This is a genomic window from Halomicroarcula saliterrae (genome assembly GCF_031624395.1).
Lineage (GTDB): Archaea > Halobacteriota > Halobacteria > Halobacteriales > Haloarculaceae > Haloarcula > Haloarcula saliterrae.
In genome coordinates this window covers 205,347-230,999 of the sequence record NZ_JAMQON010000005.1, presented here as the reverse complement: position 1 = coordinate 230,999, position 25,653 = coordinate 205,347, and the positions used below count along the sequence as shown (strand labels likewise).

General features: G+C 62.5%; 21 protein-coding genes. 13 read left to right on the top strand and 8 right to left on the bottom strand.

All coding sequences use genetic code 11. From position 1 onward, the window contains the following. Positions 1-117 precede the first annotated feature (117 nt). From NDI56_RS17200 to NDI56_RS17185, 4 genes are all read left to right on the top strand, one after another. Positions 118-609 (top strand): (2Fe-2S)-binding protein, encoded by a 492-nt coding sequence (locus NDI56_RS17200; RefSeq protein ID WP_310920917.1) that lies wholly within the window; start codon positions 118-120, stop codon positions 607-609. Continuing rightward, positions 606-2,990, top strand: a complete 2,385-nt coding sequence (locus NDI56_RS17195) for a xanthine dehydrogenase family protein molybdopterin-binding subunit (RefSeq protein WP_310920916.1) — start codon at positions 606-608, stop codon at positions 2,988-2,990. Before NDI56_RS17200 ends, NDI56_RS17195 begins: the two co-directional genes overlap by 4 nt. A gap of 3 nt (positions 2,991-2,993) precedes the next feature. After that, positions 2,994-3,869: an FAD binding domain-containing protein gene (locus NDI56_RS17190; protein WP_310920915.1), complete on the top strand. Its 876-nt coding sequence runs from the start codon at positions 2,994-2,996 to the stop codon at positions 3,867-3,869. A 287-nt stretch (positions 3,870-4,156) separates the two neighbouring features. Then, positions 4,157-5,071, top strand: a complete 915-nt coding sequence (locus tag NDI56_RS17185; protein WP_310920914.1) for a D-2-hydroxyacid dehydrogenase — start codon at positions 4,157-4,159, stop codon at positions 5,069-5,071. Between the two features lie 12 nt (positions 5,072-5,083). Here the strand turns inward: NDI56_RS17185 and NDI56_RS17180 are convergent, their stop codons facing one another. Genes NDI56_RS17180 through NDI56_RS17170 form a run of 3 tightly spaced genes read right to left on the bottom strand, consistent with a single transcriptional unit; the run spans position 5,084 to position 8,198 of the window. Next, a complete protein-coding gene (locus NDI56_RS17180; protein WP_310920913.1) occupies positions 5,084-6,418 on the bottom strand; it encodes a 5'-deoxyadenosine deaminase in 1,335 nt (444 codons plus the stop codon). Between the two features lie 49 nt (positions 6,419-6,467). After that, the gene (locus NDI56_RS17175) at positions 6,468-6,737 is read right to left on the bottom strand and encodes a hypothetical protein (protein WP_310920912.1); all 270 of its coding nucleotides are present in this window, start codon (positions 6,735-6,737) and stop codon (positions 6,468-6,470) included. A gap of 45 nt (positions 6,738-6,782) precedes the next feature. Continuing rightward, a complete protein-coding gene (locus NDI56_RS17170) occupies positions 6,783-8,198 on the bottom strand; it encodes a uracil-xanthine permease family protein (RefSeq protein ID WP_310920911.1) in 1,416 nt (471 codons plus the stop codon). Positions 8,199-8,369: 171 nt separating this feature from the next. On the opposite strand from NDI56_RS17170, the gene uraD reads away from it, so the two are divergent. The 6 genes from uraD (at position 8,370) to NDI56_RS17140 (ending at position 13,271) form a co-directional block, all read left to right on the top strand. Further along, positions 8,370-8,888 carry a 2-oxo-4-hydroxy-4-carboxy-5-ureidoimidazoline decarboxylase gene (gene uraD / locus NDI56_RS17165; protein WP_310920910.1) on the top strand — a complete coding sequence of 173 codons (519 nt, stop codon included), beginning with the start codon at positions 8,370-8,372 and terminating at the stop codon, positions 8,886-8,888. Positions 8,889-9,088: 200 nt separating this feature from the next. Then, on the top strand, positions 9,089-10,051 hold the full coding sequence (gene pucL / locus NDI56_RS17160; RefSeq protein WP_310920909.1) for a factor-independent urate hydroxylase: 963 nt from the start codon (positions 9,089-9,091) through the stop codon (positions 10,049-10,051). After that, complete coding sequence (gene uraH / locus NDI56_RS17155) at positions 10,048-10,398, top strand: hydroxyisourate hydrolase (protein WP_310920908.1); 351 nt, start codon at positions 10,048-10,050, stop codon at positions 10,396-10,398. Before pucL ends, uraH begins: the two co-directional genes overlap by 4 nt. A 68-nt stretch (positions 10,399-10,466) precedes the next feature. Further along, a complete protein-coding gene (locus tag NDI56_RS17150) occupies positions 10,467-11,798 on the top strand; it encodes a Zn-dependent hydrolase (RefSeq protein WP_310920906.1) in 1,332 nt (443 codons plus the stop codon). Between the two features lie 76 nt (positions 11,799-11,874). After that, entirely contained in the window at positions 11,875-12,294 is a 420-nt protein-coding gene (locus NDI56_RS17145; protein WP_310920905.1) for a DUF3830 family protein, read from the top strand. Between the two features lie 170 nt (positions 12,295-12,464). Then, complete coding sequence (locus tag NDI56_RS17140; RefSeq protein WP_310920904.1) at positions 12,465-13,271, top strand: IclR family transcriptional regulator; 807 nt, start codon at positions 12,465-12,467, stop codon at positions 13,269-13,271. Between the two features lie 112 nt (positions 13,272-13,383). Here NDI56_RS17140 and NDI56_RS17135 read toward each other — a convergent pair whose 3' ends face one another. After that, a complete protein-coding gene (locus NDI56_RS17135) occupies positions 13,384-15,228 on the bottom strand; it encodes an archaea-specific SMC-related protein (protein WP_310920903.1) in 1,845 nt (614 codons plus the stop codon). 83 nt (positions 15,229-15,311) lie between these two features. Continuing rightward, on the bottom strand, positions 15,312-15,968 hold the full coding sequence (gene rdfA, locus NDI56_RS17130) for a rod-determining factor RdfA (protein ID WP_310920902.1): 657 nt from the start codon (positions 15,966-15,968) through the stop codon (positions 15,312-15,314). A gap of 993 nt (positions 15,969-16,961) precedes the next feature. On the opposite strand from rdfA, the gene NDI56_RS17125 reads away from it, so the two are divergent. The 3 genes from NDI56_RS17125 (at position 16,962) to NDI56_RS17115 (ending at position 19,333) form a co-directional block, all read left to right on the top strand. Further along, entirely contained in the window at positions 16,962-17,879 is a 918-nt protein-coding gene (locus NDI56_RS17125; RefSeq protein ID WP_310920901.1) for a CDP-glycerol glycerophosphotransferase family protein, read from the top strand. Beyond that, positions 17,867-18,547: an NTP transferase domain-containing protein gene (locus tag NDI56_RS17120; RefSeq protein WP_310920900.1), complete on the top strand. Its 681-nt coding sequence runs from the start codon at positions 17,867-17,869 to the stop codon at positions 18,545-18,547. Before NDI56_RS17125 ends, NDI56_RS17120 begins: the two co-directional genes overlap by 13 nt. Before the next feature lie 96 nt (positions 18,548-18,643). Further along, positions 18,644-19,333, top strand: a complete 690-nt coding sequence (locus NDI56_RS17115) for a glycerophosphodiester phosphodiesterase (RefSeq protein WP_310920898.1) — start codon at positions 18,644-18,646, stop codon at positions 19,331-19,333. 381 nt (positions 19,334-19,714) lie between these two features. Here the strand turns inward: NDI56_RS17115 and NDI56_RS17110 are convergent, their stop codons facing one another. The 3 genes from NDI56_RS17110 to NDI56_RS17100 are packed head-to-tail and all read right to left on the bottom strand — an operon-like array spanning position 19,715 to position 25,535. Continuing rightward, positions 19,715-20,386, bottom strand: a complete 672-nt coding sequence (locus NDI56_RS17110) for a hypothetical protein (RefSeq protein ID WP_310920897.1) — start codon at positions 20,384-20,386, stop codon at positions 19,715-19,717. A gap of 36 nt (positions 20,387-20,422) precedes the next feature. Further along, on the bottom strand, positions 20,423-21,064 hold the full coding sequence (locus NDI56_RS17105) for a hypothetical protein (protein ID WP_310920896.1): 642 nt from the start codon (positions 21,062-21,064) through the stop codon (positions 20,423-20,425). A 10-nt stretch (positions 21,065-21,074) separates the two neighbouring features. Then, complete coding sequence (locus NDI56_RS17100) at positions 21,075-25,535, bottom strand: vWA domain-containing protein (RefSeq protein ID WP_310920895.1); 4,461 nt, start codon at positions 25,533-25,535, stop codon at positions 21,075-21,077. Positions 25,536-25,653: the final 118 nt, after the last annotated feature.

Genomic DNA, 25,653 nt, shown 5'->3' with positions numbered 1-25,653 from the left:
ACTCTCCGCGAAATAAGACACGATTCGTTTTGGAATACGGCTATTTTTAGCAAGTTCGTCCAGTAGTGGCCATACAAACTTTATTAACTGGTGCTACAAAGGTAGTTTGTCAAGAGAATGGTCGCAGATAAACTAGACGTGACTCTGACCGTCAACGGCGAGTCACACGAGGTCGAAGTCGAACCCAGGGAACTGCTGTCCCAGACGTTGCGGAACCGGCTCGACTGTACGGAAATCAACATCGGCTGTGAATCGAGCATCTGTGGCGCCTGCACGGTCCGGTCGGACGGCAAAGCCCTGAAGTCCTGTACGCGCCTTACCGCTCAGGCCGACGGCGCGGAAATCGTCACCGTCGCGGGAGTGAGCGAGGAGGGCGTCCTCGGGGACCTTCAGACCGCCTTCACCGAGGAACACGCCTTGCAATGTGGCTACTGTACGCCGGGTATGGTCATGGCCGTCGACGAGTACCTCGATAGCCACGAGAACCCCTCGCGCGAGGAGATTCGCAGTGATGCGCTGCAGGGGAACCTCTGCCGTTGCACGGGTTACGAGAACATCGTCGACGCCGTGGAAGTCGCGGCGGAGGCACTGGACGAGTCGCACCGATGACGACGGTGAATCCGGACGGCGGAATCGGCGAGAGTGTCAGCCGCAACGAGGACCGCAGAGTGCTCACCGGCAACTCGACCGGGACCGACGATTTCGCCGTGCCGAACGCGTTGCACGTACAGTTCCTCCGCAGCGAGAAGGCCCACGCGCGATTCAGCATCGACGCGAGCGCGGCGCGGGCCCGCTCGGATGTCGTCGCCGTCTACACCGCGGCGGATATCGAAGCCAGTGAGACACCGACGCCGGAGCCGTTCTCGCTGTACGCCGCGCCGATGAAGGGCGTCCCGTATCCTGACGACGCCTACCTCCAGCGCTCCATCGCGACCGACAGAGCCCGGTATCACGGCGAAATCATCGGCGTAGTAGTCGGCACGGACCAGCGAGCGGCCCGGGACGCGCTCGACGACATCGACGTGACCTACGACACGCTCGAACCAGTCATGACCGCAGAGGCGGCGCTCGCCGACGACGCGCCGGTGCTCCACGACGACGTCGCCGACAATATCGTGTTCGAGGGCGCCAGCGGGGACGAGGCACAGACACAGGCCAACTTCGAGACGGCTGCCTACACCGCCGAGCTCGAAAAGGAGCCACAGCGGGTCTCGCCGTGTCCGCTGGAACCCCGTGCGGCCGTCGCCGTCCACGACCCGTCGATGGACACGCTGGAGTTCGTCGCGACGACGCAGATTCCCCACGGCTACCGTCGGTTGCTGTCACAGATGCTCCATCATCCCGAACACAAGGTGGACGTGACCGTCCCGGACATGGGCGGTGGGTTCGGGGCCCGTCAGCATCCCTATCCCGCCGATGTCCTCGTGGGCTGGTGTGCGCTCGACCTGTCGGAACCGGTCAGATGGCGGGCGAGCCGAACGGAGAACCAGCTCGTCGAGAACGACGGCCGCGGCTACGAGGGGACCTGGGAGATTGCACTCGGCGAAGCCGGCGACATCCTGGCGCTGCGGGCCGATATCCGCTACGACCTCGGCGCGTGGGTCGCCCGCGGGGCCTGCGGACTCGCTCAGTCGGGGAACTCGGTGTTGCCGGGGCAGTACGACGTACCGGCGGTGTACTCCCACGTCACCGGCGTCGTGACGAACAAAGCCCGTGTCGACGCATACCGCGGCGTCACGGGGACGGAGATGATCATGATGCTGGAACGGCTCGTCACCCGCGTCGCGAAGCAAGCCGGGCTGGACCCGGCGGAGGTCCGTCGCCGGAACTTCGTCGACCCGGACCAGTTTCCCTACGAGAACGCGACCGGGGCCGTCTACGACAGCGGGGACTACGCCCGGAACTTCGAGATGGGGCTGGAGGCCGTCGACTACGAAGCGGTCCAGGCCCGGAAAGAGGCGCTACGGGACGAGAATCGGTACCTCGGCGTCGGGCTCTGCTCCTACATCGAGGGCGCGGCGCTGGGGCCGTGTGGCGAACTCGATGTCCCGACCTGGGGGTACGGCCGCGTGCAAGTCCACCCGGGCGGAGAGGTGACTGTGTACTCCGGCGGCGCGAACCACGGCCAGGGCCACGAGACGTCACTGGCACAGATCGCCACAACGGAGTTCGGTGTCCCGTTCGACGACGTCAGTGTCGTCGAGAACTCCACGAAGGAAGTCAGCGACGGCGTCGGGACCTTCGCCAGCCGGACCGCAGCGTTGTGTGGGAGCGCCATCACCGAGAGCTGTCGCAAGATAATCGAGAAGGGACGGCAGATAGCAGCCGACGAGTGGGACGTGCCCGTAGACACTGTCGCGTTCGACGACGGCGCCTTTCACGGGGCGTCCGAGCAGTCGCTTTCGTTTCAGGAAATCGCGGCACAAGCCCACATGGGCGCGGCAGTTCCGGACGAGTTAGAGCCCGGGCTCGAAGAGCAGACCTACTTCGACCCGGAGACGCGGACGTGGTCGTTCGGCACGCACGTCGCCGTGGTCGAACTCGACCCCGATACCGGCGCCATCGAGTTCCACGACTACGTCGCGACAGAGGACTGCGGCGTCCAGCTCAACCCCGACATCGTCGAGGGACAGGTCGTCGGCGGTATCGCCCAGGGCATCGGACAGACTCTCTACGAGGACGTCGAGTACGATAGCGACGGAACACTGCTGTCGGACGCGTTGCGGGACGAAACGCTCGGGTCGAGCGGTGGCTACACGCTTCCGAAGGCCGAGCATATCCCCGAGATAACGGTCGAGAGCACCGAAACGCCGTCGCCACACACTCCACATGGAGCCAAGGGGATGGGTGAATCGGGCGCCATCGCCGCGCCCGGCGCCATCATGAACGCCATCGCGGACGCGCTCGAACCGTTCGACACCGAGCCCATGACGCCGCCGGTCACCCCGGAGATGGTCTGGCGAGCGATGGCCGAGGGAGGGTCCGAGTAACCCATGCACGCCGACGAATTCGACTACCACCGAGCGGAGAGCGTCGAACACGCGGTCGAACTGCTCGCAACCGAGCCCGAGGCGACGCTGTTGGCCGGCGGCCACGGCCTCATTCCGGCACTGAAAAAACGGGAGCTGACCCCCGAAACGGTCGTCGACATCGGTCGGCTCGACCGGCTCCGGGGAATCGAGCGAAGCGACGGGGCGGTCAGAATCGGTGCGCTCACTACCCATCGCGAGGTGCTCGAATCATCGGTTCTCGATGCGGCGGTCCCCGTCGTGCCCCGGACCGTCGCTCATATCACCGGCGGTCGGCAGGTCCACAACTTCGCGACCGTCGGTGGCAACCTCGCCCGAGCCCACCCCGGCTACGACTACGAGGGAGCGCTACTGGCCGCAGGGTGTGAGATTCACGTCCGGGGCTCCGACGGGAGCCGGTCGATACCCATCGCGGAGTTCGTCCGCGGGGCCCGTCGGACGGCTCTCACTGACACCGAGATTGTCACCGCCATCGAGCTGCCGACCGTCGACGGCGAGCGGGGCGGCGGGTACGCGAAACGAAAAGAGCCCGCGTCCGGGAACGCTATCGTCGGCGTCGCGACAGACCTGACGTTCGACGGGGCCGCTCGGGGCGAGTGCCGGGCTGCGACCGTCGCGGTGAACGGGCTCCAGGAGAGCGCTGTCAGGCTCACCGCCGCCGAACAGGCACTGACCGGCCGCTCGCTCGATTCAGACACCCTCGAGGAAGCAGCGTCTGTCGCGGGAGACGCCATCGACGCTGACGCCGTGCTCGACAACAAGAAAGCGTCAGCTGACTATCGGCTGGCGCTTCTGGAGTCGTACGTTTACAAATCACTTTTCTCGGCCACCGACGCGTGACTATCGCGTAACTTTCGTCAGACAAATCGCGGATACCGCCCCCGAACGGGCGGGCAGAACGAATTATTTTTATATCTATCCGTAATCTGGTCTGTCGTAACGGCCCGATGCCACTGCCGCGATGCAGGATTGGCCCCGCCCGTGAGACCGACAGCTCCGTCGACCCGACGGCGGTCGGCCAGCCGCGCGAGTCGGGCACTCGAAGACAGACCAGCTATGTACGAACTCACTTCAGCCATCGACCGGACCGAACCGAGCAGTGACCGACCGCCAGTGGGGCCACAGCGATGACGGACATCGTCGTGCTGGATCACAAGATCCACGGCCTCTCCGCGGCCGACTACGCCGCGGCCCTGCGAGAGACGCTCCCGGAATACGACATCGCGCTCGCACGGACCCCGGCGGAGAAAGCCGAACTGCTGGAGACGGCGACTGTCGCCACCGGCTACCAGATTTCCGAGGCGCAAGTCGAGTCCGCTGATTCGCTGTCGCTGTTCATCTGTACGTTCGCTGGCACCGGCCACCTCCCGCTGGAGACACTCGAAGCCAACGGCGTTACCGTGGAGAACGCGTCGGGTGTCCACGGGCCGAACATCGCCGAGCAGGTGCTCGGAAACGTCCTCACCTTCGTCCGTCGGCTCGACCAGGGGTGGCGACAGGAGCAGCGCTCCTCGTGGAACCATTACCAGGCGGGCGAACTCAAAGGCTCGACCGCGACCGTCGTCGGGCAGGGACCAATCGGCCGGACCATCGTCGACCGACTGAACGCCTTCGATGTGACGACGGTCGGTGTCCGGTACACCCCGTCGAAGGGCGGCCCCGCCGACGAGGTCATCGGGTTCGAGGACGACGCCATCCACGACGCACTGGCTCGGACGGACCATCTCGTGTTGGCCTGCCCGCTGACCGAGCTGACGGCCGAGCTCGTCGACGAGGAGGCGCTGTTGTTACTGCCGACGCACGCGACGCTTGTCAACGTCGCGCGCGGTGAGATCGTCGACACCGACGCGCTGGTCGACGCGCTACGGACCAACAAGATCCGCGGGGCGGCGCTGGACGTGACGGCGCCCGAGCCCCTGCCGGCCGACAGCCCGCTGTGGGAGCTGGAGAACTGTCACATCACGCCGCACAACGCCGGCCACACGCCGAAGTACTGGGACCGGTGTGCGGAGATAGTCGAGACGGCAGTCGCCGAACTGTAACCGAGCGGTCCGTCAGGGTTTCTGTTTCCGGGCCTGGATCCGCGCGTCCGACAGGTCCAGCGACGCTGCCACCTCGTGAGCCGCCGCCCTGATATCGTCGGCATCGGCTACGACCACCTCGCCCTGTTCCATGAGGACCGAGCCGTCGACCATCGTGAACTGCACGTCCTCGCCGCGGGCCGCGAACACGACGTACGACAGGATGTCGTGGAGCGGCGTCGCGCGCGTCGTGTCCGTCGAGAGCCCGACGATATCGGCCCGCCAGCCGGGCTTGAGCTTGCCGAGACGGTCAAAGCCCGCGGCCTCGGCGCCGTTTATCGTCGCCATCTCGAAAATCGTCTCGACGGGCGCCGCCGTCGGGTCGAGCTGGTCGACCTTCTGCAGGGTGCTCGCCTGTTTCATCTCCGTGAACGGGTCGAGCGTGTTGTTACACGGCGGTCCGTCGTTGCCGAGCGCGACGTTGATGTCGCGGTCGAGATAGTCCACGACTGGGGCGATACCGCTGGCGAGTTTCATGTTCGAGGACGGACAGTGCGTGACGTGCGTGCCGGTCTCGGCCAGCAGTTCGCGTTCAGACTCGTCGGTCCACACACAGTGGGCCAGCACCACGTCCTCACCCGTGAGTCCGACTTCGTGGAGCCAGTGGATGTTCCGCTTGCCGGTGTCGGCTCTGACGGTCTCGATTTCGTCGTGGTTCTCGCTGGCGTGTGTGTGGATTCGCACGCCGTCGTAGGCGTCGGCGAGCTCCCGGGCGCCGCGGAGACACGCCTCACTGCACGTGACCGCGAACCGAGGGGTGACCGCGTAGCGAATCCGATCGTCGAAGGCGCCGTGATACTCCCGAATCAACGCCTCCGACTCCGCGAGGGCCGCCTCCGTCTCTTCGAGCAACCCGACTGGCGACCGACGGTCCATCAGCACTTTGCCGAGCAGGCCGCGGATACCCATGTCGCCGGCCGCTTCGAAGGCCCGTTCGGCGTGGGACACCGAGAGGTGGTCGATGGCCGTGGTCGTCCCCGTCTCGATCAGTTCCAGATACCCCAGCCGGGCGGCCACCTCCATCTCGTCCGCGCTCAGTGTCGCCTCCATCGGCAGGATGTAGTCGAACAGCCAGTCGAGCAGCTCCCGGTCATCCGACATCCCTCGTCCGAGACTCTGCACGGAGTGAATGTGACTCCCCACCAGCCCGGGCATGAGCACGTCGTAGCGCTGCTCGTCGAGGGCCGGAAACTCCGGGACGACCGCGTCACGCTCTCCGACAGCAACAATTTCGGAATCGGTAACGACAACGGCACCATCCTCGATAATCGTACTGGAATCTGCCAGTACTGTGCCAGATAATATCATCCAACCGATGTAATCTTGTATAGTATAAAAAACTTTTGTGGAACCACTCTCACGCGCTCCAGTCCGGAATCTCGCCGGCGTTCGGGTAGTTCCGACCGGCCGAGATGGTGTACGTCGCCGCCGGGTCGAACACGACGAGGTCGGTGACGCCGGGTTCGATTCGGCCTTTGGCCGGCGGGCCGAACCTCTCTGCCCGCGGAAGCGCCTCCGGCATCCCGATACCCGCGATAGTGCCATCACTGATACCGACCGCCGCGTCGAACATCGCATCCCCGGTAACGACAGTCCCCCCTTTGATGAGCGTACCGAGAGTTACCACGACGAGCGACCTCGCGTGCAGGACGTTACCGTGGGTTGCTGGCTCTCAGTCGTCATCCACCGTTCCGGACGCGTCGGGCCCGATATTAGCCGCTGAATCAGGGTCCAGTCCGTCCGTGTGTGCGGTCGGTCCCGTACCGACACCGCCGCCGGGGATGACGACATTGAGCACAAGTGCCGACAGCCCGCCCGTCACCAGCGCGGACCCGAACAGCGTCTGCACTTCGGTCGGGAACTGCTGGAGGACCTCCGGTCGGAACGCCACGCCCAGCCCGAGCGCCATCGAGAGCGCCAGAATCGTAGAGTTGCGGTGATTCAACGTGACGTTCTGGGCGATGAGACGGGCACCCGAGGCGAAGATCATCGCGAACAGAATCAGCGCGCCGCCGCCGAGGACGGCATCCGGCATCGCCGAAACTATCGCCCCGACTTTCGGAACGAACCCGAGAACGAGCAACACCACACCCCCGATGCCGACGACGTATCGGCTCGCGACGCCGGTGAAGTTGACGAGGCCGACGTTCTGGGAGTACGACGTGTTCGGCATCGCGTTGAAGATCGCAGCGAAGGCGCTCATCACGCCGTCGGCGATAAGCCCGCCGCGCAGTTCCTTTTCGTCGGCGTCTCGTCCGGTGGCCGAGACCGTGCCGGAGATATCACCGATGGTCTCTATGCCCGTGATGAGGTAGAGGAACGCGACAGTGAGTATCGCGCTGGGCTCGAAGGTAAGGCCGTACTTCAGGGGCGTCGGGACCGTGATCCAGCCGGCGGCCGCGACGGCCGAGAGGTCGACCATCCCCATGGCGAGTGCCGCGACGTAGCCGACGACGATGCCGGCGAAGACGCTGATGACCCGGAGGAAGCCGTCGAAGAACTGATTGAGTCCGACAGTGATAATCAGCACCAGTCCCGCGAGCCCGAGATTAGCGAACGAGCCGTACCCCTCGGCCGACGGACCGGCGGAGGCTCCGGCCGCGTAGTTCATGCCGGTCGGAATCAACGTGAGCCCGATGAGCATCACCACGATGCCAGTGACCAGCGGCGGGAAGTAGTTCCTGAACCGGTCGAGCGAGAGCCCCATCGCCACCTCGACGGGGGCGGCGACCAGCGCCGCGCCGAACACTGCGGCGATACCGAACTCGTTGCCGATGGCGATGAGCGGGCCGAGAAACGCGAAACTGGTGCCCATCACGACGGGGAGCCGGGCGCCGACCGGGCCGATTGGAAAGGCCTGGACGATCGTCGCGACGCCGGCGACAATGAGAGCCATCTGCACGAGGAACGTCGTCTCACCCGTCACTGTCCCGATTGCGCCGGCGAGGATGAGCGGTGGCGCGACGTTCCCGAGGAACATCGTCAGCACGTGCTGGATGCCAAGCGGTATCGCTTTCCCGAGGGGCGGTTTGTCTTCGATACCATACAGTACGACGGAGTCGCTATCGGTGGCTGCTGGACCACTCATGCCTGCCGTTTCCGAGATGAGAGATTTGAGTGTTCTCCATTACCACCCTTATATTACGCTAGGTGTTTCACTTGATTCCGATTCTGAGTAGTGATTTTGATTTCTGAGCTATATTCCAAAACATTTGTATACCAGAGATAGATACTCCGTCAATGGGAAGCCGGTCAACATATGCCAGACACGAACATAGCCGAACTCAACGAATTGGATAGGGACCGCTTCGTAGCTGTCCTCGGTGGCGTGTACGAAGAGTCACCCTGGGTCGCCCGAGGCGCGTACGCGGACCAGCCTTTCGAGTCCGTCACCGATGTCGCGACAGCGCTCGAAGCGGTGGTCCGGGACGCATCGCACGAGCGCCGGCTGGAGCTACTGCGCGCTCATCCCGACCTCGGTGAGCAGACCGAGATGACGGACGCGTCTGCGGCCGAACAGTCCTCGGCCGGCCTCGACCAGTTGCGTCCCGAACTGTACGAGGAGTTCCAGCGGCTGAACGACCTGTACCGGGACCGTTTTGGCTTCCCGTTCATCATGGCGGTCAAAAACGAGTCACCGGAAGCGATCAGAGCGGCGATGGAACAGCGGGTCGAGCAATCGGAGCAGGAGGAGTTCGAAACCGCTCTCTCGGAGGTTCACAAAATCGCTCGACTGCGTCTGGATGACATCGTCGACTCGTCGGTGACGCGCGACTGAACTCGCGGGTTTTCTCCTCGCATCCCCGTGGGACAGATTCTAACGCTAGTATTGGATATATGTGGCTGTAAACAAAGATACTTGTACAAGGACACAGGAATTAGCGATAGACGATGACAAATCGTGTGCTACCAATCGCAAATATGTCGAACCGAAACGTGACTGCAGACACCGTCACTCGGATGGAGCGGCACTGACCGATGACCCGCGATTCACAGAGCGACGAGGGTCGGACGATGAACTACGGGAAGGAGAAAATCAGAGTCTATCGCACGTACGCGACCCCGCTGGAGGGCATCGAGACGATTCCGGAGTCGTCCTTCGACGGACGGCCGAACACCCTCTTCGGGATGGACGTCCGTGTCCGGGTCGAAGGTGAGGCCTTCCTTCCGTCGTTCAGCGAGGGCGACAACAGCATGGTGGTCGCGACTGACTCGATGAAGAACTTCGTCCACCACCACGTGGGCGAGTACGAGGGCGCGACGCTCGAGGGGTTCCTCGAACACGTCGGCACAGCCCTGCTGGAGACGTACGAGCAGATGGAATCGGTCGAGATATCGGCTACAGAAATCCCTTTCGAGGAGCGGCTAGTCCCCGACGAGGACGGCTTCGACGAGAGCGAGCTCGTTTTCGGCGTCGCGGACGGTGAGTCAGCCTACGGAGAACTCGTTCTCGACAGCGGCGAAGACGGCCCGGTACTCGAAGACCAGCGCAGCGGGGTGACGGACATCGAACTCGTCAAGGTCAAAGACAACTCCTTCACTGGCTTCGTGCAAGACGAGTACACGACGCTCCCCGAACGGGAAAACCGGACGCTGTATGTGGCGATGGATATCTTCTGGAGCTACGCCGACGCCGGAGCCGCGCTCGCCCCGGAGTCGGACCAGTACGTGCCCGCGGAACAGGTGCGTGATATCGCACAGGTCGTGTTCGACGAACTCGACGTCAACTCGATACAGGACCTCATCTACCAGGTCGGGCTCCGGGTGCTCGAACGCTTCCCGCAACTCGAAACGGTCGGCTTCGAGGCCAACAACCGGACGTGGATCGGCGTCCGGGACGACCTGGAGGGTGACGCCAAGGTGCTGCGCGAGCCGGACGTCCCGACCGGCTTCCAGCAGTTCTCCATGGACCGCGACGATCTGGAGGCGGAGACCGAATGAGCGCCGGGCTCACGACACACGTCCTCGATACGGGCAGTGAAGGGCCGGCGCCCGGCGTGGAGGTGACACTCCAGCGACTGGACGAGTCGGGCGATATGGAGACGGTGACCAGCGGGACGACGAACGAAGACGGCAGGCTCGACGAGCCGTTGTTGACGCCCGAACAGATGGCGGCGGGAACCTACCAGTTGCTGTTCGACGTGGGCGCGTACTACAGGGAGCAGTCGGCCGAGTCGAGCTTTCTCGAAACAGTCCCGGTCCGGTTTCGCATCGACGACCCGGAGGAACACTACCACGTACCGCTCTTGCTGTCGCCGGGCGGATACACGACATACCGGGGGAGCTAACCGGGCTGGTGTCCTGTGCAACGGATTCGCACGCGGCGGCCCCACCGGGGTCGGTGTGACTGGCAGGGATGCAAGACCGCAAAGCGTTCGACGGTCTGGACGGTGACACGGTGACGGCTACGCCGTTCTCGGTCGACGGTGAGCGCCTCCGGCGGGACATCGAACGGAACGCGCAGTTCGGCGCGGTCCCAACCGAGGAGGGACAAGCCCGGACCGTGTTGCCGGGCACGGAGCCCAACCGCGGCGCCCGGCAGCATCTCGTCGACCGGATGATTCAGGCAGAGCTGACGGTCGATGTCGACGCCGTCGGCAACATCGCCGGCACCTGGGAACCGGACAGCTGTGACCCCGACGCCCCGCCGGTGGCCGTCGGGAGCCATCTGGATTCCGTTCCGTACGGCGGCATATTCGACGGGCCCCTCGGCGTGTACGCGGGGCTAGAAGCCGTCCGAGCGCTGCAGTCGGCCGGCACACCGGTTTCGCGTCCAGTCACCGTCGTGAGTTTCACTGGCGAAGAGGGAACGCGGTTCGCGGACGGCGTTCTCGGCTCGTCGGTCGCTGCTGGCCAGCTGGACGCGGACGTCGCACTCGACCGCTCAGACGGCACGGAAACGCTCGAAGAGGCGCTGGCGGAGATCGGTTTCCACGGCGAGGGCCGTCTGGACGCGAGTAGCTGGCACGCCTGGCTCGAACTCCACGTAGAACAGAGCGACCGACTCGAACAGTGGGGGCTCCCTGCGGGCGTCGTGACGACGATATCGGGCACCACCCGCCTCCACGTGACTATCGACGGCAAGGCAGATCACACCGGAACGACGCCGATGGCGGCCCGGAGCGATGCGCTTGCGGCCGCCAGCGAACTGGTCTTGACGCTCGAACGGGTGGCCCAGTCCGAGACGGAACACAGCGACACCGCCGTCGCGACCGTAGGTGAACTCACCGTCGACCCCGGGGCGGTCAACGTGGTCCCTGGCAAAGTGGAGCTCAGTGCCGATATCCGCGATGTCGAGTATACGGTGATCAAACGTATCGTCGGTGCGGTCCACGACGAGCTCGCATCACTGGAGGACGATCGCGGAGTCGCGACAGCGGTCGAATGTTCCTACGACGTGGCCCCGGTCGATATGGCGCCCCGATGTCGCAAGGCCCTGCACGATGCCGGTGACGCCGTCGGCGTCGGCACGACCGACATTCACTCGGGAGCGGGCCACGACAGCATGCAAATCGCCAGAGTGACCGATGCGGGGTTGCTGTTTGCTCCCTCCGACAACGGCCACTCGCACAACAAGCTGGAGTGGACTGACTGGCCCGCCTGCACCGCGACGACCGAGATACTCACCGCGGCCCTCGCATCCCTCGCCGGCGACGTTAACGAACAAGACGCAACTCGAAGCAAATGACAGTACGACAGACCCACAGACGCAGTCGCACCGAACTCAGAACCGACGTGGCCCAGTTCCCCGGAGCTGACGACCGATGAGCGGGCTCGAACTCGTCGTCGACGGAGAGGTGTTCCCCGCAACGTTCCTGCCCGACGACGCCCCCGAATCGGTCGCGGCAGTGAAGGATATCGCGCCGCTGGAGACGGAACTGATGCACGTTCGCTGGAGTGGCCACGCAACGTGGATCAACATCGACGACATCGACCTCCCCGAGATACCACGCGAAAACCACACAGTGTATCCCTCCTGTGGAGACCTGCTGCTGTATCCGGGATACCGGAACGAACAGGAGATACTGGTCCCCTGCGGGCCCACCTGTTTCAAGAGTCCGGCCGGGGAGTTGGCGGGCAATCACTTCGCGACCCTCGAGGCGCCGCGTAGCGCCCTCGCCGAACTGGAGGAGCGAACGTTGCGAGACGGCGTTCTCAGTGCGACGCTTCGTATCAGCGAGTAGCACCGAGGGGGCCGTCACGCTAGTTCCAGTCGTTCTCTATCCGCGCGTTGTCGGCAGGCGACGGATATAGCAATTAGTGAATTATTAGTATATTCGCTCCATACACGTCCAGTTTTAGTGTTTCCAATACGCGAACAATGAAGTGTATCCGCACATAATAGAACAGCAGAATGACGGAGCCGAACACCCCGCGCACGCTGAAAACGGTCACCACGGCGACGGAGGTTATCGACGCGCTCGCCACGCTCGACAGCGCTGGCGTGACCGCACTCGCAGACCACCTCGGGCTCTCGAAGAGTACGACGTACACCCACCTGCAGACGCTCGAATCGGCCGGCCTGGTCACGAAACACGGCACCGATTACCAGCTCTCGTATAAGTTCCTGCAGCTGGGCGAGTACGTGAAACACCGGAGTCTGCTGTACCAGGTCGGGAAGCCCGAAGTGGACCGGCTGGCGGACGATATCGGACAGTACTGTCACCTCGTGAGCGAGGAGAACGGTCGCGGAGTGAACCTGTACAAAATTCGGGGGGAGACAGCGGTCGGAGACGAGTATCAGGCCGCCAAACTCCAGCATCGAGACCGGCTGCACATGACTGCCGCGGGCAAAGCGATTCTCTCGGCACTCGAACGTGAACGCGTCGAGGAGATTATCGAAACCCACGGGCTCCCGCGGTGGACGGAACACACGATTACCGATCCCGACGAGTTGTTCGAGACGTTGTCCGAAATACGGGAACGCGGATACGCGTACAATGACGAGGAAGAAATCGAAGGACTGCGGGCCGTTGGGGCACCTATCTGTGACCGAGAGGGTCTCGTACTCGGAGCACTGAGCGTCTCCGGTCCAACCAGCTTTCTCAAAGGGGGGACGTTCCGCCAGGCGATTCCTGAGCGTATCGTGAGTGCCGCTAACGTCATCGAGGTGAATATCAATATGTCCAAACAGAGCGATAAGCTCGCCGGTGACCAGTAGCTGTTCGCCTATCTCGAACAGTAGATGGCTGCCAGCTGCGTCGCTGTCACGACTCCGTACACCACTCTCCCCGAAATTTTGAAACGCAGTTAGGGTGTTTCAGAATCTCGGCCTACGCGACCGGTGCTTCTTCGTCCGAAATCGTCTCCCACTCCGTCGGGCGGATGGTATTACCGCTGAACTCGCCGGCTTCGGGGTACGCGGTAGTGACAAGCATCTCGCTGGCACCGTCGAGGTAGTCGATCAGCCGTCGCAGGTTATCCGCGGACAGTTGGCTGATACCGTCCAGGAGAATCACGGGGACGATGTCGGCGACATCGAACGTCCGGAAGCCGGCGACGGCGACGACGATTCCGACGAGCTCGCGTTCCCCTTCGCTCAACGCACCGATCTCGGTCTCGCGGCCGTCCCGTGCGATGACCAGCTCGAAGGCGTCTACCTCACCGTCGGCGGTGGTTTGCACGTCCAGCCGAGCGCCGTCGAACCCGGGAGCGAACTGCGAGATCGCCTCGTCCATGGCCGTATCGAACTGCTCTTTGAGCTCCAGTTGCTTCTTTTTCTTCCGATTGCGGAGGTCTGCGATCCGCTCGGTCAGGTCCTGTTTCTCGGTGCGAAGCCGGGTCGCTTCCTGGCTCTGCTCCCGGAGCTCGTCCCGTCGGGAACGCTGGTCGTCCAGTTCGGACTCGGCGGTCCTGATTTCAGCCTTGATGTCCGTGAGTTGTTCGTTCAGTTCCGTTTCGGCCGCTTCGACCTGTGATGCGAGCTCGTCGACAGCCTCCTGAAGCGACGAGCGTCGGTCTCTGGCCCTGTGTAGCTCCCCCCTGAGCTCGTCGAGATCTGCCCTGAGGTCACCGACCGTTTCCTCGAGCTGCCGTCTGGTCTGGCGTTGCTGCCTGACCTGCTCCTGTTCCCGTTTGACCGCCTCGATTTCCTCGGTCAGCGACCGCTTTTCGCTTCGGAGTTCGGTCAGCTTCACTTCGAGCGACTCCAGTCGCGCCTCGATATCTTCGGCGGTCGTCGTCTCACCACACACCCAGCAGTCGAATTCGTCCGCCGTCAGACTGCTCTCGACCGACGAGACCAGCGTGACCTCGTCCTCCTCTAAGACGCGCTGATTCGCCCGGTGAACTCCTTCCAGCAGGTCTATCTGCAGTCCGAGCTCGTCGATACGCTCCTCGCGTTCCTGAATGTCCGCCGCGAACGTCACCTCGTCCGGTACTTCGAGTGTCTCTAACTCCTCCGTTTTCTCCGCCAGCGCTGTCTCCTTGCGTTCGATCTGCTTTTCGAGCCGGGTGACCGTCTGTTCGGCCGTCGAGACCTCGCTCCGTCGGTCTGCGAGGTCGTCACTCAGCGAGCCATCGTCGGGGGATTCGCCCACGCGGTCGCCGAGTTGGTCTCGGCGCTCTCGGAGTTCTTTCAGTTCCGACTCCAGACGGGAGATGGCCTCTGTGACGCTCGGGAGATTCTCTGCTGCCCGTTCAGCGGTTTCGAGGCGGCGCACCACCGAGTCACGCTCGTTTCGCAGATCCGCGATCTGTGCGTCGATATCTTCGATATCGATCGGTCGCTGTAGGAGGTCAGTCAGGTCTTCGCCGGCTCGCACCCGCGCACGTATTTCGTTGTCCTCACCGAGAAATGCGAACAGACGAGCGCAGACGAGGGCCCGGTCCGCTGTGAGGTACGGGTCACCGTGTCGCGTCACTGCTCCGGTCTCAGACCGCTGCAGCGTCACCTCGTACGCGGTCTCTGGTGTGTCGAGCGTGACCCTACCTTCGCTCGCCCCTTCGGTCAAATCCGCCCGGTCGCCCATGCTGGCCGTGCCCATCACAATCTGTATCGCCCGGATAAAGCTCGATTTGCCTTTAAAATTCGACGCCTGGACGGTGTTGAGACCGGACTCCAGCGTCGCAGTGCCTGATTTGATGCCCGCAGTGTTGCGAAGGCTCAGTTCCCACATACACGGACAAGCAGACCGGAAGCTATTGAAACTACTGTCACTGCCTGGCGCTCGACCAGACGTTCACGTAGCGGTGACCGGTATCAGTCAGTCGTCTTCGGTTCGGTGCCCGCGTCCGCAGTAGACATATGCTCCGCACAGATGTAGCCACGGTCGACCGCGCGTCTGAAACTCACCTGCGTCGCACATTCGGGACACCCGAGGATGACCTCGGTTTTGATCTGTGCCGTGTCCGCTTCCGGGAGCCGCCCTTTATTTGCCAACGACCGAAGGCTCTGGCTGACGTTTCGACGGAGCACCTCACGTGCGTGGTCTACTTTGTCGCTTTCCCAGTCCGACTCGCCGTCACCAGTGCCACTCTCGTTTGATTTCGACTCGCCCAGACAGTCGGTGAAATGGCGATACAGCGTCGTCGACGAGACGAACTCCCGCTGGAGCTTACGCCCGTCGATGCCGTCCGAGTCGAGGTCATCGAGCAGTGCCGACGACTCGTCCCCGTCAGCCAGCACCTCGTAATCCGATTCGACGCGGGTTTCGAGGGCGTTTCGTCCGTGTTCGTTGTACACCGTTTTCAGTAGTTTGTGATTGAGAGCCTTCGACAGCGGACGTAAACCGGTCGCGGTGTAGTCCCGGCGACCGAGCCATCGGTCGGCGAGATAGCGGTCGAAACGGCGGCCTTCGACACCGTGTTTCAACGCGTATTCTCCGCTGAGCCGCCCGACTTTGCAACAGTGGTCCATGTACGGAGTCACCGGCGGCCGACGAATAAAGTTTCATCTCCCTGTTGCCGATGCCGTCGACGTGTTACGACAGATGCCCAGCCTCGTACTCACGCCGTGGCAGCCCCCAGTTCGACGTTAGCGCGCGGGTAGCTTGGCGGAGTGAGCTAGCGAGCGAGTCCCGGAACCACTGTTCAGCTGAACTGAATTCACTATGAAATATTGTATATCCCGACATTTATTTTTATTCTAGCAATTTGCTGCGGCTCAGTGTCCGTGGTATCCTGTGTGCTATCAAATCCGGATTTTCGGTGCGCTATCGAAGGTTTTTCGGCGATAGACTCCGGAACTGGTGTTCGGTGACACGGGCAAGGATTCGTCGACCACGAAATGACGTGATATGCCCGTAATAGGAGACTTGAAGGGGTTTAATCTGCTTGCTAGTGTGCAGCTACGTCATACTATATATACTATGACATGTTTGTCTCGTACATAATATGTTTATCTGGTAGGTCAGCCATCTCTCTGACTATCGAACGGACTTCTAAGGGGCCCCGCCACCACACGCACACCGACGCATTTGACGACGCCGTAGCCATCCGACGGCCGCACAAATACGGGCCTTCACTAGGTAGGGAGCAAATCCTGTGGTACAGAGAACGGACGTAACGACCTCAGAGTCCGACGGAGTGATTCTCACGTCACAAGGGGTGTGACAGATTGCTATCTCCGAACGTCCCACACAGTTACCGAGGGGGACTCACGACTGATTCGACAAGACAGCTGTCAGAAGAGTACCTTGCTACTGTCGGCATGACAGTATTAATACCGCTGCCGTCCTAGCTAGTCCATGCCCGGAGGGTATAGTATATTTCGCCGTTCAGTCACGCGTTCCCTCCGGATTCGATCCGGCACCCACCAGCGGTTGCTACAACGTTCACGAGAATGGTAGACGTTCTGTATGCTATCGAACGGCCGTTCATGCGGAAAACGTTCGAAGCAATCGACCGACGTGTGGACGTCGAATCGGCCTACATTCCGGTCCGTGGGGATGCGCGCGGCTGTAGCGACTCCATCACCGAAATCGCGGTTCGGGATCCGGCCGCGGTCGACGCGAACATCCGGACGATCGACCCTGGCGTCGTCGTCTACAACCATCGGTTCGGTATCGATCGTTTCTCGTTCTACGAAGAGTACCCGCTCGTCCACCTTCGACACGGCGCGTCGATCGGTCGAGGGGAGGTCGCTGTGACAACGGAAACTATTCTCGACCACGTGTCCGTCGCACTGGCGCCGGGCGAGCGATGGGCGAGGGCCTACCGCGCTGTCGCGCCCGACGACGTGAGAGTCGCCACCGTCGGCATCCCAGAAGCCGACGAACTAGTCGACGCGCCGTCGCCCCGGGACCGCCGTGTGTTGTACGCGCCGACCAACTATCTCGTTGGCCGGGGAGCGTACGCGAACACCGCCCGTTCGGTTATCGAGTGCTTTGCCGGGACGGAATACGAACTCCTGTTTCGACCGCATCCGACCGATAGACGGGAGGGACCGGGCCTCGCCGTTACTCGTGACTGTCGAAAGCGGATCGCCGAGTTACCGAACGTCGTCTTCGATACGGCCACGACACCGATTGAGAGCATGCAACGGTCGGACATCCTCGTCTCGGATTTCTCGGGCTCGATTGCCGAGTGGCTTCACACCGGTCGACCGCTGATTCAGTTGACGAACGTCGATGCACCGGGCAAAGCGGTACCCCCGATCGGAGTTACGACGGAGTCGCTCACCCTCGAACTCGTCGACGAGCGCTACCGGAACGGCGAGCCGGAATCCGCGAAACGGCGGCGAGCATCGTGGCTCGAGTATCTCGGGATTCCGATGGACGGTCGGTCCGGCGAACGCGCGGCCCGGGAGGTGCTCGAATGCAGGGCGTGATCCTCGCTGCCGGTCGAGGACGGCGAATGGGCCACTACACCGCCGACGTGCCGAAGGCCTTCCTCGAGTTCGACGGTCGAACGCTGTATGACCGCCAGCGAGAACTGCTCCAGCGGTACGTCGATGGAACGAGCGTCGTACTCGGCTATCGTCACGATGTCGTTCTCGACAGGTACGAACCCGAGGATCCGATCGTGTTCCCGGAGTGGGAGCGGTACGAGAACGCCGCGTCGTTGCTTCTCGTACTCAAACGAATCGACGACGATCTACTGATACTCAACGGCGACGTGCTGGTCGACGAGCTCGAAATCGGTCGGTTGACCGAGCAGTTCGCTGCGCTCGACGGGCGATACAACCTCGTCGGCTGTCTGCCGGGGATGCAGGACACGGAGACGGCGATTCGCTGGGACGAGTCGGGGTTCGTGACGGCGTACGGGCTCATCGAAGGCCACCAACACGCTGGGCTCGGAATCGTGAGCCGCGCTCACAGAACGGCGGCGATTCGGGTGCTACGAGAGCGATTGGACGACTGGTACCCCTGCGTCTACCCTCGGACACCGAGCAGCCCCCTCCTGATTCCGTCAGAGCGGCACATCGAAGTAAATCGACCGTCCGATCTCGAACGCGCTCGAGCGTGGCTTGCGTCCGAACGCATCCGTTGTCCGTGAGTGACGGGTCCGAGGAGATGGTGCCCGTAGCGATCACAGATCGGGACCGACGGGAAACACAATGTTGATGAGTGCTGGCGGTTGGGAACCCAGTAGATGGAAATTATCGGCCACCGTGGCTGTGCAGAGCAAGTTCCGGAGAATACTCTCCTCGCCATCCGCGAAGCCGCCCGCCGACTCCCCGCGATCGAAATCGACGTTCGTCGGTGCGGATCGGGAGAACTAGTCGTGTTTCACGACGCGACGCTAGAGCGCGTCACCGACGCCGAGGGACGTATCTCGGAGACGTCGTGGTCCGACCTCCGGGAGTTGACCGTGTGCGGTTCTGGCGAATCGATACCGCGTCTGGAAGCGGCGCTTCAGACCGTTCCGGATGCCGTGACCGTTCAGCTCGAACTGAAAGAGCCCGGCATCGCGCTGGATACGCTGCAGTTGGCGATGGCAGCCGGTTCCGACGTTCGCGTGTCGTCGTTCCTCCCGGAGGCTATCGAGGAAATCGAAACGAGCCACCTCGACGTGCCGAACGGACTCCTCTTCAAAGAGGGCCCCCGGAGGCATCTGTCACGTGCTGTCGATCTGGACTGTACGCACGTGTTCCCGCATTACGAACTCTGCCTGGAGACCGACATCGTTTCCGCCGCCCGCGACTGCGGCCTCGACGTCGTCGCCTGGAAGGCAGCACGGACGGTCGACGACGTCCGCGCGTTGCGGGAAGTCGGCGTCGACGGCGTGACTGCGGATCGATGGGATATTATGCCACAGACGCTCTCCGCCAGCGACGACTGACACCCCGTCCGGCATGGCTACCACCAAGAGAACTAGCAACACAAAAATTTCGGCTATTGGTTGTATTCCCACTCGGAAGGAATAGACAAAAAACAGAGAAAGCGCCATCTAGTTGAATTGGTCGATCGATATGGACTACTTCTCATCGATAGTTGGGTTCGATTTCAATTCCTTCTCTCAATTCGACTATCCCGAACGTGCCAACAACGGGCTTAGGGAGATGAGCCATTGTGAAAATAACTTCCAGAGATACTCGATACAGTCTGATCTGATTTGTTCCAGAAGTTTGTGTGTGAGATGGGTCCCACCAAACTTTCCCTCGGGCCCCAACCTTTTTGATTCCAACAACCCCTCAGTTTCCAGCTTTTCCAGCCAATCTCTTCACCCGTCGTAGTACGATTCGAGACCGATATGCCGGGCGGCAGCGACGTGCTGGTCTCTGTCCGGGTTATGCGGGTCACCGTACGCGACTACGAGGACGGCGCCATCAGTGAGCTCCCGTGTCTCCCACGCTGGTGCGCTCAGGAGCGTCTCGCGGCCGTAGGTTTCGACCACTGAAGGTGTAAAGATGGTGATCCAACTGAGGTACTCGTACGCGTCGTGGGCGAGCGACTCGGCGGTGAACGGTGGGCTGGTAGTGGCGTGTGCGCCAGCGCGCACCGTCGGTGACTCCGCGTGGGCCGCGAGCGGTGGGTCGTCGGTGGATTCGTAGCCGGTGACGACCATCTCGACGAACTGGTCGACGAGCGCATCGGTTCCGAGGTCGTGATCGCTCTTGAGGAAGTACTCACAGAGCGGCGTCTCGAACAGGTCCCACTTCTCCTCGCCGCCATCGTACGTGTAATTCTGGGGATGGTCCATCCCGGTCATCTCGGCAGCGATGTCCTCACAGCCGATGCTGACGTTTCCAAACTCCCCTCGCAGGAAGGGCGGATCCCACGTCAACTGTGGATAATCACTGAACGCGTTCTGGTGTGCCGTCTCGATGGCCGCTGGATCGCCATCCCGGTAGAGGTAGTACACGCTGATATAGCTGTCTTCAGAGACTGTCATGGCAATTATATCATAAATCATCGAGGCCGTGACGGGCTACCCCGACCGATCGAAGTACTCGCCGAGTTCCGTCCGTGCGGCCCGGAACTCCTCCCAGTCGGTCGGGTCGGGCGAGGCGACGAGCATGACTGCTCCGTCGTCTAGTTCCCGTGTTTGCCAGACGGGAGCGTCAAGAAGCCACTCGCGGTCGTACTCGGCGACCAGCGGCGGTGAGAACAGCATCAGCCAACTCACTGTTTCGAGCCGGTTTTCAGAAAGGCTCGCTTCGGTGACCGGCCGTCCCGGTCCGGCCTCCTTGTCGATTCTGCTGAAGTGTTCGTCATCGAGCCCGTACACGTACCGACAGTCGTCCAGTGACTCGTAGACGTAGCGGACGTGACTGAGGAGACTCATCAGGTTCTCTTGGAAGTACTCCTCGCTCTGTAGTTGCGACAACGTCACGCCCATCACCACCGCGGGAAGCGACGGCAACGTGAACCGGTCGGCGTCTGCATCGTACACGTCCAGCGTACATCCGACTCCGGGACCGTCAGTCGTGTCGGTCATGTACACTGTCTCTGGGCTGGACACCGAGGCTTCGTGTGCTGCCGACCCGGCGAGGGCGGTCTGTAATTGCTCGGCGGTAGGCGTGGTCCGGCGGCGGTCGAGTACGAAGACGATCTCGATGGAGTCAGACATTTATCTTCCGTCACCAGTCGAACTGTTCTGCGTTGCCAAACTCTTTATCATTCAGGAACTCCCAAGCCTTGTTCGTCACCTTGTCGCTCGATTTGGGCTCGAGACTGTTCAGCCGAATCTGGGACGAACTCACATCGGAATCAGTCATCTGGTACGCCCGTAGGCGGGACAGTTTGCCCTTGATATCACGAGTCGAAACGTCTCCTGACTTCGCCTCGTAGTACATGGCTTTCCCATCGGCCTCGATGGCGAATCCGTCGAATTCGGGGTTCGGGTCGTCCGGTGACCCGTACTCGAGTTCGTCCCGTACCTGGCTTTCCGGGACCTCAAGCTCATCGGCGATATCCGACACTTCGTCGCTACTGAGTGAATCGAAGTCGACGTCGGGTTCGAAGCTAAGCTTGAGAGTTGCATCTCCGTCCAGTCGATCGCTGAGTTTTCCGTTCGCAACGCGCAGTTCGTACATCGCTCCCTTTACGTTGTTGTCGTTGGCGTTGACGAACCCATTGCTCGACGTGAGGTCCTCGTTGATGACTTTGCTGGCGCCTTCGACATCCGGGTTCGACGAGAGCTCCCGCACGTCGTTCGAGAACTGGTACGCACGCTCCGGGGTGACGGCGTCGAAATCGCCATCGCCGACGGCTCGTAACACCGTCGCTCGAACCTGCGTCGCCTTCCCGGCGTCGAACGCGAAGAAGTCGTCGAGGTTACCGGCGTCCGACGACCGCATATCGGCGACGCCGTTGCCGATGTTCGAGACGTACTCACGGTCGACCTCGGTGGTGATCCGGAGCAGCTCCTGCCGGTCGGCGGTGTCCAAGTCCTTCGTCGCGGCCCGGAACGCCGCCTTGTCGTCGATGTCGTTCTCGTACCGCCGTGCGAACGCGTCGGCGTTGAAGTCGTCCACATCGGCGTTCACTTCCGCGACTCTGTCGAGGAACTCGGGGTCACAGCTATCGCCAGCAGGTGACGCGCCGGCGACCCCCCCGTAGGAGCCCGCAGCGGCTGCCCCGCTGCCCACACTCGAAGGGCTACACGAGACGAAGTCGGAGAGCGTCTCGCCGTCCATGTCGCGGGCCAGTTTGCTGCCGTCCTCGCCCTCTCTGTCGATCAGGTTCGCCACTCGCTGGCGCTCGCTGTCGTCCAGCTGCCGGTATTTCGGCGCGAGGTCGCTCCGGGTGCTCGCGTCGACGTCCAGCCGTGTGAGGTCGTCGACGGCGTCTTGATCCATCCTGCGGATGGCTCGGGCCGACGCGGGGTCGTTCTCCGCGAGCATCTCGCCCAGCCGGCGTTGCTGGGTGTCGTCGAGGGAGTCCATGTCGACGTCGGCGCGCCGGATGTGGTACCGGGTACGGACCACGTCGGTAGCGGTCTTGGCCGGCCGCAACGTCCGACGGGCGACGGCTCGGGGCGTCTCGGTCGCGTCGGCGAGTCGCGCCGCGCCGCGGGCCTTCTGGCGAGCCTCCCAGCGACCGACCCGGTCCTTGGCTCTCGCGTAGGTCCGGGCCGTGCGCATCACGTTGGTCCCGTCCAGCTTGTCCGCCACCCGACTCGCCGACCGGGTCTGTTTCACGGCGTTGGCTGCCTGTCCGCCGGCCGTGGCTTTCGCGACTTCACCCCACAGCAGACCGCCGTAGTAGTTCGTGCGGAACTGGTGATACCGAGTCGAGCTGGAGCCCTCGCTGTAGGGATTGGCCGTGCGCTGGCGCTGCTCGTAGCTGTCGGCCATCGCCCGGATGAGTTCCGGCCCCAGCTCGTCGATCATCCCGATGATCTGGGTCATCGAATCGACGAACCCCAGCGGGTCGTCGACGAACGACCGCGCGGCCTCGATAGAACTACCCACGGCAGACGTTATGCCGGAGTAGAATCCGAGGCTTCGTGCGGCTCGGGCCGAGTCGATACTGACGGAATCGGACGCCTTGGCGCCTTCGACGAGAATCGTGCTCCGGGAAAAGCCCAGTTCGGTGTCCTCGTTGCCGTTGGTGTCACGGACCTGGATGTTCGTCCTCGCGCCCGAGAGGTCGTCCTGAAGCGATTCGGCGTAGCCGGTCTGGAACTCGGAGAGATAGCTCCCGGCGTCCTTGATACTGGGTGTATCTCTGACCTCGTCGTTGTGAACCACGGCGATCCGCGAGACGCCGTACGGGTCGTCGACACCGTAGGTCAGCGTGTAGGTCGCCCGGTTGTCCAGCCACGCGTTCGGCTTGTCGATGCTTGTGACGTAGACCGTCACTTCCGGTGGCCGGTGGTCGTGTATCGTCGGGTCGAGATTCTGCTCGATTTCAGCGCTGTCGCTCAGCGTGTCCCCGTCGGTGTTGGCCGACCGCGGATCGATACGGTATCGACGTTCCTGACTGTCGTTCAGGCCATCGAAGTTAGTGTCGGACTGGCGCGGGTCCGAATCGACCGTCCAGTTCCGGAGGTGGCTCGCGCCGTTGCTCCCGTCACTGTACAGCCCCTCGACGAAATCCCGGGACTGATCCGACGAGAGCGTTGCCTGAACTTCCCAGCCGACCAGTTCTTCGGTGTCGTTGAGGCCGTCGCCGTCCGTGTCTGAAACGGTCGGGTCACTCGTCCACGCGTATCCGGCAAACTGGCCGCGGGCGTTGGTCACCTTTTCCGAGAGGTCGATTTCGCGCCCGTCGAGCGTGCCGTCACCGTCGGTGTCCGGGTCGTCGGGATTCGTCGTGACGATCGGCCCGTTGGCGAGCGGTATACCCGTCCGCTCACAGTAGTCCGAGATGCCGTCGCCATCGCTGTCCGGACCGGTACAGTCTTTCGTCGTCCTGTTCGGAGCGATGTAGGCGTCCGTATCGTTACCGACGCCCACCGCAGGGTCATCGGCGTAGAGGTCGACGCGTCGGCCGGTCCCGTCCAGCGGTCTGGCCGCTTCGTACCGCACTGCGTAGCGGCTCGTCAGCGACGACTGGATGTCATCGAGTACGACCCCGAAGTCGGAGTCGGAGATATCCATCCAGATCCCGCCGGTCTCGTTGGCTATCGTATCGAAGTCGGTGGACTCCGGAGACACCGTGTAGAACTCGCTGCCGGTGGTTCGGATACGCTCGCTCACGTCGGTGTACGAGTGGGTAGTCCGGTCGGATGCGTGAGCGGAGTAGTCGGTGATGTGGACGACGACACGCTGGGTGTCGTTGCGGAAATCCATCTCTGCCCCTCGATAAATGGCGTCGAGGCTATCTTCGGGGCCGTCACCGCCACCGGATGCGTAGAGGCCGTTGACGCTTTCCTGAAACGCGCCCGTATCGTCTGTCAGTTCCTGGTCGACATGGGTCCCGTCTTTGAACGAGACGAGCCCGTATCTGGCGTCGATACCGGCGTCTTCGATAGACCCGGTCAGGTCCGAGACACCGCGTTTCATATCGTCGATTTCACCGCCCATGCTCCCGGTGTCGTCGAACACGAACACGATGTCGAGTCGCGTCCCCTCGGTGAAGCTGGTGGATTCGACCGGGAACTCGTTGCCGTTCTCGAAGACACGAAACTGCGAGCTGTTCAGCGTGCCATTGACGCCCGTGGGCGTGTCGACGTGGCTGTACACTGTGATGTTGGGATAGTCGCTCGCGTCGATGTTCTGAATCGTGACCGAGTCAGCCGGTGCCGGCGGAAGCGGGCCAACGTCGGTGACGTTGCCTTCGAGCGCCGAGCGGGATTCGAGATAGCGCTGCCAGCTCGACTCGTTGAAGACGACGTACGTCGAGAAGTGCGCCGTCTCGGCAGTTACCGTGTCGTTGGCCGCGTCTATCGTTCCGCCGACGCGCTCGTAGGTACCCAGGCTCTCGTTGAACCGGTATATCGCTGCGTCACTCTCGTTTCCGAGCGTGCTGTCGTCGTAGCCCAGCGAGATGTTCGCCGAAGAGAAGTTCCGCTCGGTGTCGAATTCCACGAACGACGAGACGGAGCTGTTAGGCGCGTACTCGCCTCCGTACCGGCTGTGTGCTGCGGGCCGTACGTCAGTGTCAGCGGCGACGTTCCCCTGGCCGGTTATCGTAACAGTCGCGCCGATGGTCTCGTTGGAAGCCGTCGTATTGTACGTCTCGTTTGCGTCGCGTACCCCGTCACCGTCAGTGTCCGGGACGAGTGGGTCCGTCCCCAGCGCTATCTCGTCGCCATCATCAAGTCCGTCAGCGTCCGTATCGACGAGGGTCGCGTTCGTTCCGTACTCGTGGATTTCCGGCCCCTCTTCGAGTCCATCTCCGTCAGTGTCGTTGTCACCGATGATGGTCCCCGCGGCCGTCTCGTTGGTGACCGAGAGCCCGTCGCCGTCGAAGTCATCGCGCCCGTCCGGAACGCCGTTGTCGTTCACGTCGGCGTCGGTGGGATCGAGTTCAGGTGTTACGACTTCGAGAGTATCTGAGAGCCCGTCGCCGTCAGTATCCTCCGCCCGTGGATCCGTGCCGAGTCGGTATTCCCTGTAGGCGGTGAGTGTGTCGTTATCCCAGTCTTCCACCCCATCGATAACACTATCACCATCAGTGTCGGCGTTGTGCGGGTCAGTACTCGTTACATTGCGCTCGTACGGATCTGGTAACCCGTCTCCGTCCGAATCGTCGACACTGGTCGACCGG